The organism is Idiomarina sp. Sol25, from assembly GCF_033052775.1.
Classification (GTDB): Bacteria; Pseudomonadota; Gammaproteobacteria; order Enterobacterales; family Alteromonadaceae; genus Idiomarina.
Map to the genome: position 1 here is coordinate 726,283 of NZ_JAUPEW010000001.1, position 17,900 is coordinate 744,182.

Sequence of the window (17,900 nt, forward strand, 5' to 3'; positions counted from 1 at the left end):
GACAAACAGAAGGAGAGTGACAAAGGCATGCTAAAACAACAACTTCGCGGTATCAGCTCACTGCTCGGCAGTATCAGTTTAATTGGGGTCTGTGTGGGCATGACCAGTACCCTGTTAAGTTTGCGCGCTACCATTGAAGGTTTTGGTACTCTGGTTACCGGCTTTATCATGTCGGCCTATTTTATCGGCTATCTATTTGGCTCGACCCGCGCGCCAAAAGATATTCGCCGGGTAGGTTATATTCGTTCGTTCGGCGGTCTTGCCGCACTGGCTGCCTTTAGTATTCTAATGCAGGCCATCTGGGTTGATCCGGTGGTCTGGTTCGTCATGCGTTTTATAACTGGTTTCGCTATTTCTGGTATTTTCGTCATTGTTGAAAGCTGGCTTAATACCATGGCTGATAACCGCAGTCGCGGTACCCTGCTGTCAATCTATCTGGTCATTATTTATAGTGGGCTTATTGTCGGGCAGCTTATTCTTGGTGTTGCCGATCCGGCCGGCTTTGTGGCTTTCGCAATTGTCGCTCTGCTCATTAACTTAGCGCTTATTCCAATTCTGGTCAGCGTAACGGCTGAGCCTACAACGCACGAAAACCGAAAAGTTCCCATTTCACTGCTGCTGAAAACCGTTCCGCTGGGCGTCATTAATGCATTTATCATGCAGGCCTGCTACGCCATGTTTTACGGTATAGGGCCAATGTATGCTTCCTACATAGGTCTTAGTGTTCTGCAAATTACCTTTTTCATGGCTGCCTTTATTGCCGGTGGCTTAATTTCACAAGCACCATTTGGGCTTTTATCGGATCGCATTGATCGCCGTTTTGTTATTGCTATTTGCGCCGCTGGAGGAACTCTGACCGCAGTCGCTCTGTCACAGCTCGATGCATCAAACGCCATTTTCATTTACTTAAATGTTGGACTTTTAGGCGCCTTCATACTGCCCTTGTACTCTCTGGGTATGGCACACACTAACGACTATCTGGAGCGAGACCAAATGGTGGGAGCAACCGGTGCCATCATTAAAATTGGGGGAGCAGGCTCTATTATTGGTGCGCCTGCGGTAGCTGCGTTAATGCAGTTTGGTGCCATTAATTACTTCTTTTTACTCTTAGCTGCACTTACCTCTTGTGTTGGTTTTTATTCGCTGTACCGCATTACACGTCGGGCAAAAGCAGAAGACCAGCTGCACAGCAACTTTGCCATACTGGCCCCATCACAAACTTCTGATGAGCTTTTAACATCAATGGCTGAGGAAGCCCCGGAAACGGAAGAAGAAGACGACGAGGAAATGGAATCCAACGCCGTCCTTCGTTAAAGGCTTAGTCTGACAGCAGGTCATTCACCCAAGTGGTGGCCTGCTCCAGAATGTCATCCAGATGTTGCTCGCTGACAAAGCTTTCTGCATAAATTTTATAAACGGGTTCTGTGCCTGAAGGTCTGGCAGCAAACCATCCGTTATCTGTCGTCACTTTTATCCCACCAAACTGAGCGTCATTCCCTGCCGCTTTGGTAGAAATGTCAGACACACTGTCGCCCGCCAGTTCAGGCAATTTTACTTTATAAGCTCGAATGTCTTTAAAGCGCCCATTCTTTTGTGCACTGGAAGCCGTATCAACCCGACGATAATAAGCCGTACCATGTTGCTGGCATAAGTCATCGTAATACTGCCCGGGGTTTTTACCGGTTTTCGCCAGTATTTCAGCTGCCAGCAGTGCCATGACAATGCCGTCTTTATCGGTTGTCCAGGTATTGCCTTTACGGTCAAGTAAAGTAGCACCGGCACTTTCTTCACCAGCAAACGCAATTGAACGCTCGAACAGCCCTTTAGCAAACCATTTAAACCCCACCGGTACTTCCATCAGAGGTCGCTCGTTTGCGCCCACCACTCGGTCGATCATGGCACTGGACACTAAAGTTTTTCCAATAGCAATACTGTTATCCCAGTCGCGGTTCTTACATAAGTAGTCTATTGCCACAGACAAATAATGATTCGGGTTCAGCAAGCCGTGTGTCGGAGTCACTATGCCATGACGGTCGTAGTCCGGGTCGTTACCAAAAGCCAAATCGTAGTTATCTTTTAACTCAAGTAAGCTGGCCATGGCAAAAGGCGACGAACAATCCATTCGAATCTTGCCGTCTTTATCCAGCGGCATAAACGAGAAAGTTGGGTCAACCACGGCATTACGAACCTCAATCGATAAGTTGTAGTGCTCTGCAAGTTGCGTCCAGTATTTCGCACCCGAGCCGCCCATGGCATCAACAGCCAATGTCAGTTTCGCGTCCTGAATAGCCGACATATCAATACAGTCGTCAAGCTGGCTAATATACTGCGTGCGCCAGTCAACAAAGGTTAATTTTGGGTGCTGTAATACATCTTCGCTCTCGCACGTATTCACACCACCAAGCCCTGATGATAGCAGCGCGTTTGCGTATTTTTCTATGGTTCGGGTCACGTCAGAGTCTGCCGGACCGCCATGTGACGGGTTGTATTTAAACCCGCCATCTTCTGGTGGATTATGCGAGGGTGTAATCACCACGCCATCAGCTTTAGCTTTATTCTCACGATTCCACTCAATAATCGCGCGGCTTAATACCGGCGTTGGCGTATAATCGTGCTCGGTCTGAACCTGAACCTCTATGCCATTACCAATAAAAATATCTAATGCACTAATGTAAGCGGACTCAGACAGCGCATGAGTATCTTTAGCCACCAAAATAGGTCCGGTAATGCCTTGCTCTTCGCGGTAAGCGCAAATAGCCTGGGCAATAGCCAGAATATGCGCTTCGTTAAAGGAACGCTTTAATGAACTGCCGCGATGGCCCGAAGTACCAAAGCTGACTTTTTCAGCCGCTTTGCGTGGGTCCGGCTCATAAACATAATACGCACTGGTCAATTGCGCTATATTGGTCAAGTCGCTGGCCTGCGCCAACTGGCCTGCTCGCTCGTGATCCGCCATTATAAAAAATCCCTAATTTTTTCTGCATCAGCCGATTGGTAACCCAGCTTTTCTGCTACCTGAGTCAGCATGGCTTTTTTCTTAGTGGTATTGGTATTGGTAATTACCCAAAATGGAGAGTCCGGTATCTGCTTCGGATTGGTGCTGTTACCCGATGTCAGCAAAGCTTCTTCTGAACGGGCAAAATACTGACGATCGCGCCCGCGAATATCCAGCACTTGCAAGAATGCACTCGGGTGGCAGCGGTACAACATGCTTAAAATATAAAGAAAGCGTGCCACTACGCTTTTTTGAATACGCACGTCCTGCTCGTTTAAACGGTTAAAAACCGACTCCGGTGGTTCGCTTTTACTGTCAGCTTCAGGTTCACTGCTGCTCACGTCAAGCAAGCGACGCAGAATATCCGATGCGCTCTCACCTATTTGTCTGGTGTGGCTTGCAATGTACGTGTATAAGTCATCGTCAATGTCAATCCGCTTCATTGTTGACTTTCTACCTCTAAAAATTGAAAGGTTACGCTTTGTCGCTTGCAACAGCCCGACAAAGCCTTGAAAATATAGACCAAAGTTTATCACTAAAGGCAGTTCGATGGCAGACTCTTCATTGTTGAATCACGAAACATTAGGTACGGATACCAATCCGGCTATCATCATTATTCACGGCCTGTTTGGCGACAAAGACAATTTAAAAAGTCTTGCTCGTGAACTGTCAGAAGACTATTACTGCATTTTGCCCGACGCCCGTAATCATGGTGAATCGTTTCACAGCGACAGTATGACTTATCCAGACATGGCAGATGACATCATCAAACTGGCTGATTCACTGAATCTCGAGCAGTTTTATTTAGTTGGTCATTCCATGGGTGGTAAAATCGCAATGGAAACTTGCATGAAGGCCCCAGAAAGAATTAAAGCGGCGATATTTGCCGATATTTCACCCGCAGCTTATGACGGTACTCACGACAGCATACTAGACGCCCTTTCTAACCTGGACATAGACCAGGCAAAAAGCCGCGGCGACGCCGATAAACAGTTAGCTGAGACAATTTCAGAAAAAGGTGTACGCCAGTTTCTGCTAAAAAATCTGAAAAAAACTGACGACGGTTACCAGTGGAGGCTTAACCTAAAAGCACTAAGAGAAAACTACCAGCAAATTTCAGCGGCCGTCAGCGAAGGCCAATATGAAGGCCCAGTGCTTTTCATTAAAGGAGGAAGTTCAAACTACCTTACAGAAAAGCATCAACAAGAAGTTGCGGCGCGGTTTAGCAATGCGTCAGTAAAGGTTATCGAAGGTGCAGGCCACTGGCTACATGCCGAGAAACCCAGAATATTTAACCGCTTGATCATTGAGTTTATAACGCAGTAATCTCGCCACCAGCCATGCTTTATGGTAATCTAAGCGCCGTAAAAAACAGTCAAGATCGCTTTAAGCATTCTTAGGTTAAGTACCAGCGAGGTTAAGCAGTATGTTAGCTGAGTATTACGAACAAATTGAAGTTCTGGCCACCAATTTTACGCTGGGCATACTATTCTTACTAATAGGCTTAGCCATTCGGGACGTATTAAAACGTTCTGCAGTACCCAAATTTGGCCAGGTTATTGTCTGGATGGTGCTTTTTCTTGGCTGTTTTGGCTTTATCGCTAAAGGTATTATTCAGGTGCTCTGGGAATCCGGAGTTTAACCCAATTGATAATTTACGCCGCTGAATGACAATCCATTCAGTACTGTTTATTCGTATAATCAGGTGAAAATTGACTTATGGCAACTGTTGGAATTTTCTTTGGAAGCGACACCGGTAACACCGAAGCCGTCGCACAGATGATTCAGAAAGAGCTTGGTAAAAAGCTCGTTGATGTAAAAGACATCGCCAAATCCAGTAAAGAAGATATTGCCAATTACGACTTACTATTGTTCGGTATTCCGACGTGGTATTACGGCGAAGCTCAGTGCGACTGGGATGACTTTTTCCCCGAACTGGAAGAGATCGATTTTACGGACAAGCTCATTGCCATTTTTGGCTGTGGCGATCAGGAGGATTATGCTGAATACTTCCTTGATGCCATGGGTATGGTTCGCGACATTGTTGAAGCCCGTGGTGGTATTATTGTCGGGCACTGGCCTACCGAGAGCTACAATTTTGAAGCCTCTAAAGGCATGGCCGACGACACGCACTTTGTCGGTCTGGGCATAGATGAAGACCGTCAGCCAGAATTAACCAAAGAACGCGTTAGCAAATGGTGCCAGCAAGTTTATGAAGAAATGTGTCTGGCAGAACTGGCAAGTGACAGCTAATACAATGTATGCTGTTATACATGTTTAACTGAGATACGAATTATTATGGCGAGTAACGACGAACAGCTGAAAAAAGCAGGACTAAAAGTCACTTCCCCACGGATGAAGATTCTGGAGATTTTGAAAAAACCAGATAACCAACACATCAGTGCCGAAGACGTCTATAAAATCCTGCTGGAACAAAAAGATGAAATTGGCCTGGCTACCGTTTACCGGGTACTAAACCAGTTTGATGACGCTGGTATTATTACTCGCCACCACTTTGAAGGTGGACGTTCGGTATTTGAGTTGAGTGCAAAGCATCACCACGATCATCTGGTATGTTTAACCTGTGGCCACGTTTTTGAATTTGAAGATGACGTAATAGAAAAGCGTCAGGAAAAAGTCGCCGCGGCAAATAAAATTAAACTGACTAACCACAGCCTGTACCTTTACGGGGAATGTCAGCGCGGCGAAGGCTGCGAATACAAAGCTGCCGCTGAGGCATAATAACAATATGGCACTGCGCTGGCTCATATACGGTGCATACGGCTATTCGGGCAAACTTATTGCCCACCAGGCTAAAAGACGCGGTTATCAACCTATTTTAGCCGGCCGTAACGAAAACGCCCTTGAGCCAGTCGCCCGCCATTTAGATTTTCAATACAAGGTCTTCTCGCTCAACAGTATTGATGAACTTCAAAAGCAATTAGAAGACGTAGACCTAGTCATTAATTGCGCGGGCCCATTCAGCCAGACCGCCGCTCCTCTTATTCAAGCCTGTATTGATACCAAAACCCACTATTTAGACATTACTGGCGAAATAGACGTATTTGAATACGCTCACTCTATGGACAAAGCGGCACGCGAAGCCGGCATTGTTATATGCCCGGGCGTTGGCTTTGACGTTATTCCAACTGACTGTATTGCGGCACGGTTAAATGCCCAGATGCCGGAAGCAACACACCTGGCCTTAGGTTTTGATTCCGGTTCACGCATGAGTCGCGGCACATCCAAAACCAGCATAGAGCGTTTAGGTCACGGTGGAGCCGCCCGTATTAACGGACAAATTACCGATGTTCCGCACGCCTGGCATTCTCGCTGGATAGATTTTGGTAATGGCGAAAAATATGCCATGACCATTCCCTGGGGCGATGTCTCTACCGCCTACTACACCACGGAGATACCCAACATTGAAGTGTACATACCGGCCAGCCCACGCTTAGTGAAAAAAATGCGCCGAATGAACTGGTTCCGTTGGGTATTTAAGTGGAAATGGGTTCAGGCTAAGCTGAAGAAAAAGCTAGAATCACAGCCTGCTGGCCCTGAAGAAAAAGAACGAAAGAATAACCCGACTTACGTTTGGGGTGAAATCAGCGACACCAAAGGCAACAAGAAAAGTATGCGGGTAAAAGTGAAAAACGGCTATTCGCTAACGGCAGAAGGGGCTGTTGAGATAGCCGTTCATACTTTAAGCCAGAAACAGTCGGGGGGCTTTTACACCCCCTCACGTTTGTACGGCGCTAAACTACTGAACCAGTTTAAGATCCAGTAGTTTGTTCCTGCTCTATTTTCGCCCAGCTGTCGCGTAAACCAACGGTCTGGTTAAATATTAAACGAACTTCTGTGTCAGCGTCCTGATCCAGACAATAGTAGCCCAGACGTTCAAACTGGAAGTTTTCGCCCAGTTTCGCGTTCGCTAAGTTAGCTTCCACAAAGCCTTTCTTAATAATCAAAGACTCAGGGTTAAGGGTTGAGAACAAGTCTTCCTCGGCAGCCGGGTTAGGCACCTGGAATAAGCGGTCATAAACACGGAACTCTGCTTCTTTTGCGGTTTCTGCAGACACCCAGTGAATAACGCCCTTCACCTTACGCCCGTCCGCCGGGTCTTTCCCCAGAGTGTCGGCGTCGTAATGGCAGTAAATAGTCTGAATTTCGCCGTTATCGTCGGTTTCTACCCGATCTGCACGAATTACGTAGGCATTACGCAAACGCACTTCTTTATCCAGCACCAGACGCTTAAACTTCTTGTTAGCCGACTCACGGAAGTCTTCCCGCTCAATCCAAATTTCGCGGCTGAAGGTTACCTGACGCGAACCCATTTCCGGATCATTCGGATGGTTCGGTGCATCCAGCAATTCCTGTTCACCTTCCGGGTAGTTTTCAATAACAATTTTCACCGGGTCCATCACCGCCATAGCGCGTGGTGCGTTAGCGTTCAGGTCGTCGCGAATACAGGCTTCCAGCATGCTCATTTCTACCTGGTTATCCATTTTGGTCACGCCAATACGGCGGCAGAATTCACGAATTGAGTCTGGTGTATAACCACGGCGACGCAAACCGGCAATACTGGCAATGCGCGGATCATCCCAGCCACTGACTTTATTCTCGTCGACCAGCGTATTAATAATGCGCTTACTCATTACCGTGTATTGCAGGTTAAGGCGCGAGAATTCAATTTGCTGCGGGTGACAGTCAATGCTGATGTTATCCAGTACCCAGTCGTACAAGCGACGGTTGTCCTGGAACTCCAGCGTACACAGCGAGTGCGTAATGCCTTCCAGCGCATCCGAAATGCAGTGGGTGAAGTCGTACATTGGGTAAACGCACCATTTATCACCGGTCTGGTGATGGTGTACAAAGCGCACACGGTAAATAACCGGATCGCGCATACACATAAACGGCGAGCTCATATCAATTTTAGCCCGTAATGCCGCGGTGCCTTCTTCGTGCTTACCTGCCGTCATGTCAGCAAAATGCTTTAAATTCTCTTCCACAGAGGTATCACGGTAAGGGCTGTTTACGCCAGGCTCTTTCAGCGTACCGCGCAGTTCGCGCATTTTATCCTGAGAACTGAAATCAACGTAGGCCAGACCTTTTTCAATCAGCTCAACGGCAAACGCGTGTAACTGATCGAAATAGTTAGAGGAATAACGCGGTTCGCCTTCCCAGTGATAACCCAACCACTCCACGTCTTTTTTAATGGAGTTCACATAGTCCACTTTTTCTTTCAGTGGGTTGGTGTCATCAAAACGCAGGTTACAAGTGCCCTTGTAGTCTTCGGCAATACCGAAGTTCAGCACTATCGATTTGGCATGGCCAATATGCAGGTAACCATTCGGTTCCGGAGGAAAACGGGTATGTACGGTAGAGTGCTTACCACTGGCCAAATCTTTATCAATGATTTGGCGAATAAAATTACTGGGACGTGAATCAGTATCAGCCATGGACCTTTTGTCTCCGCTACAAAATCAACACCGGATAAAATGAAGCGGTTATGATCGCAGGTTATCGCTTGCCTGACAAGCTAAGCGAACATTAAAAAACTGATAAAAACGGCGCAGTTGCTGCTGTGCAACCTTACCTTCAATGCGGGTAAAACGAACCGTCTGCCCTGGCTGGCATTGTGCCAACCGACCTAAATCGAACGGGTTAATGGTGCCCAGTTTCGGGTAGCCACCTAAGGTCTGGCGGTCGTTCATCATAATAATAGGCTGGCCATTTGCGGGCACCTGTACAGACCCCACATTCACGCCTTCAGATACCAAACCCTCACCATCATATTCCAACGCTTTACCCGACAAGCGAATGCCCATGCGGTCGCTGTCTTTAGTCACTTCGTAATCTTCGTAGCAGAAAGCTTCTCTTGCCGACATGGGAAAGGCGTCGTACTGAAAGCCCGGTATTAAGCCAATAACCGGGGTTTTCTGGTAGTTTGCTCTGTAGGCCCAGCCCACGCGCCGCGATACCTGATAATTCTGCTCATTAAAACTCAGTTCGTCACCCGCTTTTAAAAACGAGCCGTCTCCATGCAGGCCGCCAACCGCGTCGCGAGTAACGGTTGCGCAACTGCCCCACTTAGATTCCACCTGAAAACCGCCCTGCACTGCTAAATACGCTCTGACACCAGCACTAGCGTACCCCATTTTCAGGCGCTGCCCCGCGCGTACTTTAAAATTTTGCCAGCTATTTAACACCTCGTCGTCCAGCGTCAACTCCACGTCGGCGCCGGTCACAGCACACTGGCAGTCACGGTCAAATTCTACTTCAAAGCCGCCCAGGGTAATTTCTATTTGAGCGGCATTAAAATGGTTACTCAGCAACCGGTTCGCCCATAAAAACGCGTGTTCATCCATAGGGCCGCCGCGGGTCAGGCCTTTCGACAAATACCCAAAGCGCCCAAAATCCTGAACGGCTGAGCGCATACCCGGCTCAATAATACGCATCATGACAAGGCCTCCGTGTCACCGCCTTCCTCAATAAACTGCTCTTTGCTTACCGCGTAAAACTCGACTTCATCGCCTACGTTCAGCGGGCTGATGGTCCCGGAGGACGGGTCATACAACTGAGTTGAAGTACGGCCAATAATGTTCCACCCACCAGGCGATGCCGACGGATAAACAGCGGTCTGGCTTTCAGCAATGGCGACGCTGCCGGCGGTAATGCGCTTTCTGGGGTTATCTAAACGAGGCGTCCTTATCTTCTCACTAACTTCGCCTAAATAAGCGAAGCCCGGCGCAAAGCCCATGGCGTATACGCGGTACGTCTGTTCGGTGTGCATTTTTATTACATCATCCACAGAGCAGTTGTTCATTTCAGCAATGCGGGCTAAATCCGGTCCGACACTTTCGTCATAATAAACCGGAATACGATGCCGCTTGCCACTCTGCTCGCTAGTATCAGAGCTGAGGTCAGTTAAAGCGTTACGCAGACGTTCGCGTATTTCAGACTCATCAATGCTCAGCACGTTATAATAAACCATTAAGGAGTTATAGGACGGCACTAAATCCAGCACAACGTCAGACAGTTGGTCTTTAACTGCCTTAACCGCAGCCAGAACACGCTGGTTAACTGACACGCTAATGCCCTCGCCTAAATAGACAATAACGGCATCGGCGCCGGCTGAAACGAGTTTTGGAAAATCAAGCTCTTCTTTCATAACTGAACTATAGGTCATTCCTAAGTTTATTCGTTAGCTTGCCGGACAATACTCCGCAGCTTCTCTACGGTTTCTATCGCTTTGGGGTTATCCCCGTGAACACAAAGAGAATCAATTTCAATTTGCAGCGACTTGCCCGACACGCTCTCAATAGCACGGCCTGTCGCAAAAGCTTCTGCTTGAGCATACATGGCCTCAACATCGCCATGCACAGCGTCGGGGTTACTCCGTGAACGCAATTGCCCATTATCGTCATAAGCGCGGTCGGCAAAACCTTCAAACCATAATTCCACACCAAACTGCTGCGCGCGGTGGCGCCAGGCGTCATTTTCGGGAGTTGCCATAACCATTAACGGCAAGGGTTCATGTCTGTCGTCCTGCAAGGCGGCAATGGCCTGACAAACAGCATCGAATTGCTGACCGTCGCTTAACATGTCGTTATAAAGTGCGCCGTGTGGCTTCACATATTTCACTTCGGTTTTCTGGCCTGCACAAATGCCCTGTAAAGCCCCCACCTGATACTGAATTAAAGCGGTTACTTCATCGGGTTTTAACGTCATGTGACGTCGGCCGAAACCAACGAGGTCGGGGTACGCAGGATGCGCGCCTATCGTCACATCATGCTGCTTGGCTAACTTGACTGTTTTCAGCATAGTTAACGGGTCTGATGCATGAAAACCGCAAGCTACATTAGCGCAGTCGATGTGCGGCATAATTAAGTCATCGGCGCCCATTTTCCAGGTTCCGAAGCTTTCACCAATATCGCTGTTTAATGTAATTCCCGGATTACTTTCGGGGCTACTTTGACGACTCATTCCTCACCTTTTTCGGATTTTCTGGCTTCAATGTCTCCCATTAGCTTAACCAGACCCACGGCAAATAAATACAAACCAACACCTACGGCGGCTAACTGCAACGGAGGCAAGCACAGCACCATCAGTTGATGTTTCACAAATACCGCTGCTGCACCGGTGAGCCCCATAGTCGTTATGGCGCTGGCAACTAAGGTAACAGGTGCCATCCAGGAAAGCAGCCAGCGGAATTTTAACAGCGCGCAAAGCCCACCAATGACTAAGCCCCAGGCAACAGGAACGCCCAGTTTGTACCAGCTCAGATTAAAGTTCGCAATTAAGGTAATCAGCTCTTCCTGCTCTGCGGTATAAAAAAACAGCCCCACCGCACCGGCCAAAATAACAATTCGTTTTGCTATATTCATGAATTCGATTCCTAACTGAGTCTCTGTTTACATAAACAGACTAATCACAAAGATGATGATCGCAATAATCGGTATCCAGAGAATTGGGGACTGATACCATTTTAACGTTGGCTTGTCGGTACGGTTAAGCGACTTCAGCGTCGGTTGCTTATATAGCCAGATAATACCAATTAACATCAATACCGCACCCGACAGTCTGACATTGGTATCGTTGTCACTCACCACACCCAAAACGGCCATTAACAGACCGACAATCAGAATCAGTAATGCCAAAACACGCTGCCACATACTTCCCCCAAGTCATTGTTCTTATCATTATTGTCTTTATACTAAGAACTTATACTGTATCAGGTTCTGGAGCCATATGTTAAAGCAAATTCTTATCTGGTTAGGCGCTTCGGCCGTCACACTTCTCGTCATTTTTGTCAGTGTTGTTGTGTACCAGTACACCGCCATGGAACCAGAATTACCGCATGAAGACGAGTGCGACATTCGCCAACTGGAAACCAGTGAAGACGGCGCGCTGGAGGTTCATAGCTACTGGTGCGAACGGGGTGAAAAACAAAGTTGGCAGGGCCATGAAATTTGGCTGCACGAACCACAGCCAGATAAATGGGAACGCATAATGACCACAGAGCACGATGGCTGCATTAAACTGGAACTGGCGAATCAGCGGCTGGAAATCAACCACGATGGCAAGCGCGGCAACATGTTTTTAGTCGAGCCGGTGTTTCTGTTTAACGATGCACAAGGCGTCAGCCAGTCTCTCTCGGTCCAGGTTTCTACCCGCGGCGACGCCGTGTGCGCTGACTCTGGTGAATAACCGAAAGCTAAGCCAGCTTTAACACCCATTTCAGTGGTAATCGTTTCATTAAAAACGCCATTAATGCCCACGGCCAACGCGGTACATAAGCTTGAACCGGCTCTTTGTTAATGGCTTTTGCCAATAAGCGACAGCCGGTTTCGGTGTCCACCATAAAAGGCGTTTTTTTAACCTTCTCGTTAATTTCCGAACGAATATAGCCGGGGTAAATGGTCGAAACTTTTATCGGGCTGTTGCTGCCATAGGTTTTCATTAAGTCTGCACGAATGCCTTCCGTTAATGATGCCAACCCAGCTTTGGTAGCCGCATAAACCGTCATAGCCCGCGGCATACCGCGGAAAGCACTCATGGACGAAATCGTTACCAGGTGCCCCTGCTTTTGCTCTCGTAGAATTTCCATAGCCGCTTCACACTGCGCCAGCGCGGCTACAAAGTTCGTCTCAGCCGTGGCTTTGTTTGCTTCAAAGTAGCCAGTACCCAGCGCAGCGCCTTTACCCATGCCCGCGTTAATAATAAAGCGGTCAACTTGCCCCTGCTCTTGCTTAAACTCTTGAAACACGCGGAATACGTCTTCATGAGCATTTACATCCAGAGTTTTAATGCTGACCGTTATGCCAGAATGCTTTTCTTCCAATTCGGTTTTTAAGGCTTCCAGCCGGTCTAACCGACGTGCGCACAGGCATAGGTCTTTGCCCTGAGCGGCAAACTCGCGAGCCATACCTTGCCCCAGACCAGAACTGGCTCCGGTAATTAAAATGGTCTTCCTTTCTTGAGACATTATTGAGCTCTCTTTATTGTTATTGTCTTTTTACTCGTATTTTTTAGGCTTTGGCAATACGACGACGGCAACGCCACAGCAAGTAGTTCACCAAAAACCAGAAGTTCTTAAAGGCTTTATTGGTGGTTTGCTTATGGTGGTAGCGGTAATAAATTTGCTGGGCTATCACCGCTAAACGGAATAAACCAAACACTTCGTAAAAGGCAAAGTCTTCTACCTTAGTGCCGGTGCGCTCACAATAGTAATCGATAATTTCTTTGCGGGTTAGCATGCCAGGGTAGTCGCTCGGCTGCCGTTTGGTCGCACGCGCCACTTTGTCATCGCCCGCTTCTATCCAATAAGCCAGCGAGTTACCTAAATCCATTAACGGGTTGCCTAAAGTCGCCAGTTCCCAGTCCAGAATGCCAATAATGTCGGTTGGATCATCCGGGTTGAGTATCAGGTTGTCTAAGCGAAAGTCATTGTGAACCAGACAAATTTTCTCGCTTGGCGGCTGGTTCTCTTTAAGCCAACGCATAACCGAACCCGCACCGAATACATTCCAGGTCTTTGCTTTTTCATAACGGCCACACCAGCCATTTACCTGACGTTCGGTGTAACCTTTACCTTTGGCTATTTTGCGTAGTCCGGTGCTGTCTAAATCTACCTGGTGCAGCTTTATCAGTTTATCCAACGCGTTCGTGCATAATTGCCGCGCCTGCTCAGAACTTAACTCCAGTCCTTTAGGAAAACGCCTCCGCGGAATAATGCCGGTTACGTGTTCCATCACATAAAACTCGGCGCCAATAACCGACTCGTCACGGCAATACGCCAGCATTCGGGGTACGTGCGGAAACTCTGGTCTCAGGCGTTTCTGCAGGCGAAACTCACGACCCATATCATGGGCTGACTTGGCCTTTGTGCCATCTGGTGGGCGGCGCAACACTAATGCCAACCCGTTGTAATCTAAACGGTAGGTCCAGTTCGACACACCACCAGTATATTGGGTAATGCGCAAAGTACCGCGGTCTTCCGGAAGCTCGTCACCAATGTGCTCCGCCAGCCAATTATCTAATGCCTCTACGGGCAAGGTTTCTTCTTCGCGTACGTCACTCGCCTGATCGACTACGGCGGATGATGGATCAGTCATTAGAGCGCCCTTTCCATTGTTTTTCCCTTTGTTTTTCTCTTTGTTTCAACTCTGTTTTTGCAATAGTCGCGCGGTGAACCGCGTCGGGTCCATCGGCAATGCGCAGCGAACGCGCAACGGTTAATAAGCCCGGCAGTGGCGTGTCATGACACATAGAGGCCCCACCAAACAACTGCATGGTTTCGTCCACCACCCGCTGCAGCACATTCGGTGCCACCAGCTTAATGGCCGATATTTCCTTAATGGCTTTAAGTGCACCTACGTTATCTATTTGCCATGCCGCGTGCAGTGTCAGTAACCGCGCCTGATCAATGGCTACACGTAAGTCAGCTAAGCGCTCGGTGTTACCACCCAGCTTCATTAACGGCTCACCAAAGGCAATGCGCGATACGCCACGCTCAATGAAAAGCTCCAGCGCACGTTCTGCCGCGCCAATAGCACGCATGCAATGGTGAATTCGTCCCGGCCCTAAACGCCCCTGCGCAATTTTAAAACCCGCACCTGGGCCAACAATAATGTTTTCTTTCGGTACGCGTACGTTATCGAACACCACCTCGCCATGGCCATAGGGAGCGTCGTACTCGCCCAGGGCAGGCAACATCCGTTCAATATTCACGCCCGGCGTGTTTAACGGCACCAATACCATGGAATGGCGATGATGCTTGTCGGCGTCCTCGTCGGTCAGCCCCATAACAATGGCAATTTCAGCGTCCGGATGGCCTAAACCCGTACTCCACCACTTACGGCCATTAATAACCCAGTCTGAGCCATCGGCAACAATGGTGGTTTGCATGTTGGTGGCATCGGAGGACGCGACATCGGGCTCGGTCATACAAAACACCGAGCGAATGTCGCCGTTTAAAAGTGGTGTTAACCACTGCTCTTGCTGCGGGTCATCACCAAAGTGATAGAGCACTTCCATATTGCCCGTGTCAGGTGCGTTGCAGTTGAAGACCTCGGGTGCTAAGAGGCTGCGACCCATGCGCTCAGCTAATGGCGCATATTCCAGCGTGCTTAAACCAGCACCAAACTCTTCGTCCGGCAAAAACAGGTTCCAAAGCCCCTGCTCTTTCGCCATTTGCTTAAGCTCAGCCACCCGCGGCGGCACCTGCCATTCACGCCAATTCGGCGTGCTGTTCAGACGATAATTCTCTTTTTGATATTGGTCTTCGTACGGCTCAATATGCTCGCGCATAAAGGCGTCTAGCCGCGCTAAATAATTCTTTGTTTTCGCACTGTAGGAAAAGTCCATAACACCCGCTCCCAGCCAACGTTAAACAGCATTGTAGACATGAAAACAGTACTGGTACAACTCTGTAGATTACCTAAAATTGATATTGGCTGAGAGGGGGCTTTCGGGTCTACTACATCCGCGCCACGACACTGTCAGTAATGCGCTCAAGCTGACTAAGTTTGTCTCCAATTTCGGTTTCTTTATCACTGTCGGTCTGATTTTCTACTTCCATTTCACGCTGAATATCATCCAGGCGCCTCTCGCGGGACTCTCGCTCCGTTCGGCTTCCTGCCAGTTCCATATTAGAAACAATATTCGCTCGCTCTTCAGCAAGTGCATCATAGGACTGCGTTCTGGTGTGGTCGGCTGGTGTAGCTGCATCAGTCTGAAGCTCAACTATAGTATTAGCCAGTTGCTGCAGCTCTTCTTTTTGCTCTTCCGCAACCTCATAAAATTCAGACAATGATTTGCTATCTGGTAAACGATGACTGAGGAAATCGTTCAGATACTGTTCTGCATTCATAAAAACCTCCCGTTACAACAAAGATCAATCGCTGTCCTCAAGTGTTATTTACTAAGCCGCGATCTGTCAAACTAGAACGCAGCGTTTCTAACTGATACCTACGCTAATGAGCTCTGTTTAGATTTACCATAGCTAAAAGACTTAAAGTACGCGGAGAGAACTTCAAGCTCTTAAAAAAGCTCAAGAGCAATAAGTTGTAAGCTTAAATAAAATGCGAAAAGCCTGGCTTTCCGTTAGAATCCCCCAACCACTATCAAAGCGCACACAACTACATGATCTTTTCTGATCTAGGACTTTCCCATGGAACGCTTTCAGCCCTTTCACGTCAGGGTTATAGCGAACCCACGCCCATTCAGGCGCAAGCTATTCCCTTAGTGCTAGCTGGGAAAGATGTCATGGCTGCGGCGCAAACCGGCACAGGTAAAACAGCAGGCTTTACCTTACCGATTTTAGACATTCTCAAAAGCAACGAGCGCGCAAAGGCAAACACAGCTCGCGTGCTCATTTTAACACCGACTCGTGAATTGGCATCTCAGGTGGGTGAAAGTGTTGCTAACTTAAGCGCCCGTCTGCCATTGAATTACGCGGTGGTGTTTGGCGGTGTGAAAATTAACCCGCAGATGATGAAGCTTCGCAAAGGCGTGGATATTCTGGTCGCCACACCGGGCCGTTTGCTGGACTTATACCAACAAAACGCAGTTCGCTTTCCCGAGCTAGAGGTGTTGGTACTAGATGAAGCCGACCGTATGCTCAATATGGGCTTTATTAACGACATTAAGAAAATTATTAAGTTATTACCAGCTAAGCGCCAAACACTCATGTTCTCAGCGACCTTTTCAGATGATATTCGCACCCTGGCTAAAAGCTTGCTGAACAAACCGGTAGAAATTTCCGTAGCACCACCCAACGCTACTGCCGAGCCTATTGAACAAACGTTGTATGAAGTGCAAAAAAGCCAAAAGTTAGGGCTGCTATTAAAGATACTGAAAAGTCTCAACTTACCCCAGGTGCTTCTATTTTCGCGCACCAAGCAAGGCGCTAACCGGTTAGTCAAACAGCTGGATAAAGCCGGCTTTCTGGCAGCGGCTATTCACAGTGCCAAAAGTCAGGGTGCCCGTACCAAAGCATTGGCTGACTTTAAAAACGACAAAGTGCAGGTGCTTGTCGCCACCGACATAGCATCACGCGGCATCGACATTGAAAAGCTGCCGTACGTAATCAATTACGATCTCCCCCACGTTGCGGAAGACTACATACACCGTATTGGTCGCACTGGCCGCGCAGGCCAAACCGGTCATGCTATATCGTTGGTAACGGACGAGGACGCTGAAGCGCTGAAAGCCATTGAAGAGCTTATAGGCCAGCGAATTGAGCAGCGCCAGCTGTAAGGCATTGCCGGCGTCGAACTTAACGGAACGACGCCGGCTCCTACTAAAGACCAGCGTGGATAGTTTTGCTACTTAACTCATGAGCATGGTCTAAAGCATCCATACCCGGCACTGGCGGTGGTGTCACCAACCAGTACGGCCTTACCAGGCTTTTAGTATTGGTTCCGGTAAATAGCTTCATATGGACTCGTCTAGAATTCAAAATCCTAAGCGACAAATAAACTTTTAACCAGGTTTTCTCGTATCGCTAGATACACATAGTAACTCGAGGCACTCATTAATGTTTGGACTTTTCAAATCAGATCCTACGAAGAAAATGCGTAAAGAACTAAAGCAGTTGCAGGAAAAAGCCATGGAAATGCAGCGTAACGGAAACATTCGGGATAGTTCGCATATCAGCCAGCAAGCAGACGAACTCTGGAATAAAATTCAAGCACTGGAAAATCAAAATAAATAAGATTTAAGTTTTGGGTTGCTAACTGGCAACCCGCACTCATCTACCGTCCTTCCGTGAGTGTAAAGATATCTGTGCACTATTTGTGCCTTACACTAGCCATCATAATCAGTCTTCCCACTAACCTATTTGTTAGAAAAATTTGGTTTTCTCAATCGATGTATTCACGCCCTAATCATAATATCTAAA

The 17,900-nt window shown here is 48.1% G+C and carries 21 protein-coding genes; 9 read left to right on the forward strand and 12 right to left on the reverse strand.

Annotated elements, in window-relative coordinates; translation table 11 throughout:
- Positions 1-27 precede the first annotated feature (27 nt).
- Entirely contained in the window at positions 28-1,314 is a 1,287-nt protein-coding gene (locus tag Q5L94_RS03530) for an MFS transporter (protein WP_317497091.1), read from the forward strand.
- Between the two features lie 4 nt (positions 1,315-1,318).
- Here the strand turns inward: Q5L94_RS03530 and pgm are convergent, their stop codons facing one another.
- Together pgm and Q5L94_RS03540 are read right to left on the reverse strand one after the other, a co-directional pair.
- Positions 1,319-2,956, reverse strand: coding sequence for a phosphoglucomutase (alpha-D-glucose-1,6-bisphosphate-dependent) (gene pgm, locus Q5L94_RS03535; protein ID WP_317497092.1), 1,638 nt, complete (start codon positions 2,954-2,956; stop codon positions 1,319-1,321).
- A complete protein-coding gene (locus tag Q5L94_RS03540; protein WP_317497093.1) occupies positions 2,956-3,438 on the reverse strand; it encodes a replication initiation negative regulator SeqA in 483 nt (160 codons plus the stop codon). The genes pgm and Q5L94_RS03540 overlap by 1 nt, the downstream gene beginning before the upstream one ends.
- Positions 3,439-3,544: 106 nt before the next feature.
- On the opposite strand from Q5L94_RS03540, the gene Q5L94_RS03545 reads away from it, so the two are divergent.
- From Q5L94_RS03545 to Q5L94_RS03565, 5 genes are all read left to right on the forward strand, one after another.
- Entirely contained in the window at positions 3,545-4,321 is a 777-nt protein-coding gene (locus tag Q5L94_RS03545) for an alpha/beta fold hydrolase (RefSeq protein ID WP_317497094.1), read from the forward strand.
- A gap of 100 nt (positions 4,322-4,421) precedes the next feature.
- A complete protein-coding gene (locus Q5L94_RS03550) occupies positions 4,422-4,637 on the forward strand; it encodes a DUF2788 domain-containing protein (protein ID WP_011234720.1) in 216 nt (71 codons plus the stop codon).
- 77 nt (positions 4,638-4,714) lie between these two features.
- Positions 4,715-5,248 carry a flavodoxin FldA gene (fldA, locus tag Q5L94_RS03555; protein ID WP_011234721.1) on the forward strand — a complete coding sequence of 178 codons (534 nt, stop codon included), beginning with the start codon at positions 4,715-4,717 and terminating at the stop codon, positions 5,246-5,248.
- A gap of 45 nt (positions 5,249-5,293) precedes the next feature.
- Positions 5,294-5,737 (forward strand): ferric iron uptake transcriptional regulator, encoded by a 444-nt coding sequence (gene fur / locus Q5L94_RS03560; protein WP_317497095.1) that lies wholly within the window; start codon positions 5,294-5,296, stop codon positions 5,735-5,737.
- Between the two features lie 7 nt (positions 5,738-5,744).
- Complete coding sequence (locus Q5L94_RS03565) at positions 5,745-6,782, forward strand: saccharopine dehydrogenase family protein (RefSeq protein ID WP_317497096.1); 1,038 nt, start codon at positions 5,745-5,747, stop codon at positions 6,780-6,782.
- Here Q5L94_RS03565 and glnS read toward each other — a convergent pair.
- From glnS to Q5L94_RS03595, 6 genes are read right to left on the reverse strand one after another with little or no spacing between them, the layout of a single operon-like run.
- Positions 6,769-8,454, reverse strand: a complete 1,686-nt coding sequence (gene glnS / locus Q5L94_RS03570) for a glutamine--tRNA ligase (RefSeq protein ID WP_317497097.1) — start codon at positions 8,452-8,454, stop codon at positions 6,769-6,771. The two genes, Q5L94_RS03565 and glnS, sit on opposite strands and share 14 nt — an antisense overlap.
- A 48-nt stretch (positions 8,455-8,502) precedes the next feature.
- Positions 8,503-9,456 (reverse strand): biotin-dependent carboxyltransferase family protein, encoded by a 954-nt coding sequence (locus tag Q5L94_RS03575; protein ID WP_317497098.1) that lies wholly within the window; start codon positions 9,454-9,456, stop codon positions 8,503-8,505.
- Entirely contained in the window at positions 9,453-10,184 is a 732-nt protein-coding gene (pxpB, locus tag Q5L94_RS03580; protein ID WP_317497099.1) for a 5-oxoprolinase subunit PxpB, read from the reverse strand. The genes Q5L94_RS03575 and pxpB overlap by 4 nt, the downstream gene beginning before the upstream one ends.
- An 8-nt stretch (positions 10,185-10,192) precedes the next feature.
- Positions 10,193-10,981 carry a 5-oxoprolinase subunit PxpA gene (locus Q5L94_RS03585; RefSeq protein ID WP_317497100.1) on the reverse strand — a complete coding sequence of 263 codons (789 nt, stop codon included), beginning with the start codon at positions 10,979-10,981 and terminating at the stop codon, positions 10,193-10,195.
- On the reverse strand, positions 10,978-11,382 hold the full coding sequence (locus Q5L94_RS03590) for a hypothetical protein (protein ID WP_317497101.1): 405 nt from the start codon (positions 11,380-11,382) through the stop codon (positions 10,978-10,980). The genes Q5L94_RS03585 and Q5L94_RS03590 overlap by 4 nt, the downstream gene beginning before the upstream one ends.
- 27 nt (positions 11,383-11,409) lie before the next feature.
- Entirely contained in the window at positions 11,410-11,670 is a 261-nt protein-coding gene (locus tag Q5L94_RS03595) for a hypothetical protein (protein WP_317497102.1), read from the reverse strand.
- Positions 11,671-11,746: 76 nt separating this feature from the next.
- On the opposite strand from Q5L94_RS03595, the gene Q5L94_RS03600 reads away from it, so the two are divergent.
- On the forward strand, positions 11,747-12,205 hold the full coding sequence (locus tag Q5L94_RS03600) for a hypothetical protein (RefSeq protein WP_317497103.1): 459 nt from the start codon (positions 11,747-11,749) through the stop codon (positions 12,203-12,205).
- Positions 12,206-12,212: 7 nt separating this feature from the next.
- On the opposite strand, the gene Q5L94_RS03605 is transcribed toward Q5L94_RS03600, so the two are convergent.
- The 4 genes from Q5L94_RS03605 to Q5L94_RS03620 form a co-directional block, all read right to left on the reverse strand.
- On the reverse strand, positions 12,213-12,983 hold the full coding sequence (locus Q5L94_RS03605) for an SDR family oxidoreductase (RefSeq protein ID WP_317497104.1): 771 nt from the start codon (positions 12,981-12,983) through the stop codon (positions 12,213-12,215).
- A 43-nt stretch (positions 12,984-13,026) separates the two neighbouring features.
- Positions 13,027-14,112, reverse strand: coding sequence for a phosphotransferase family protein (locus Q5L94_RS03610; protein ID WP_317497105.1), 1,086 nt, complete (start codon positions 14,110-14,112; stop codon positions 13,027-13,029).
- Positions 14,105-15,364: an acyl-CoA dehydrogenase family protein gene (locus tag Q5L94_RS03615; protein ID WP_317497106.1), complete on the reverse strand. Its 1,260-nt coding sequence runs from the start codon at positions 15,362-15,364 to the stop codon at positions 14,105-14,107. Before Q5L94_RS03615 ends, Q5L94_RS03610 begins: the two co-directional genes overlap by 8 nt.
- A 112-nt stretch (positions 15,365-15,476) precedes the next feature.
- On the reverse strand, positions 15,477-15,869 hold the full coding sequence (locus Q5L94_RS03620) for a hypothetical protein (RefSeq protein WP_317497107.1): 393 nt from the start codon (positions 15,867-15,869) through the stop codon (positions 15,477-15,479).
- A gap of 272 nt (positions 15,870-16,141) precedes the next feature.
- On the opposite strand from Q5L94_RS03620, the gene Q5L94_RS03625 reads away from it, so the two are divergent.
- Both Q5L94_RS03625 and Q5L94_RS03630 read left to right on the forward strand, forming a co-directional pair.
- Positions 16,142-17,257 carry a DEAD/DEAH box helicase gene (locus Q5L94_RS03625; RefSeq protein WP_317497108.1) on the forward strand — a complete coding sequence of 372 codons (1,116 nt, stop codon included), beginning with the start codon at positions 16,142-16,144 and terminating at the stop codon, positions 17,255-17,257.
- Positions 17,258-17,537: 280 nt separating this feature from the next.
- Entirely contained in the window at positions 17,538-17,714 is a 177-nt protein-coding gene (locus Q5L94_RS03630) for a DUF6435 family protein (protein ID WP_317497109.1), read from the forward strand.
- The last annotated feature ends 186 nt before the right edge of the window (positions 17,715-17,900 follow it).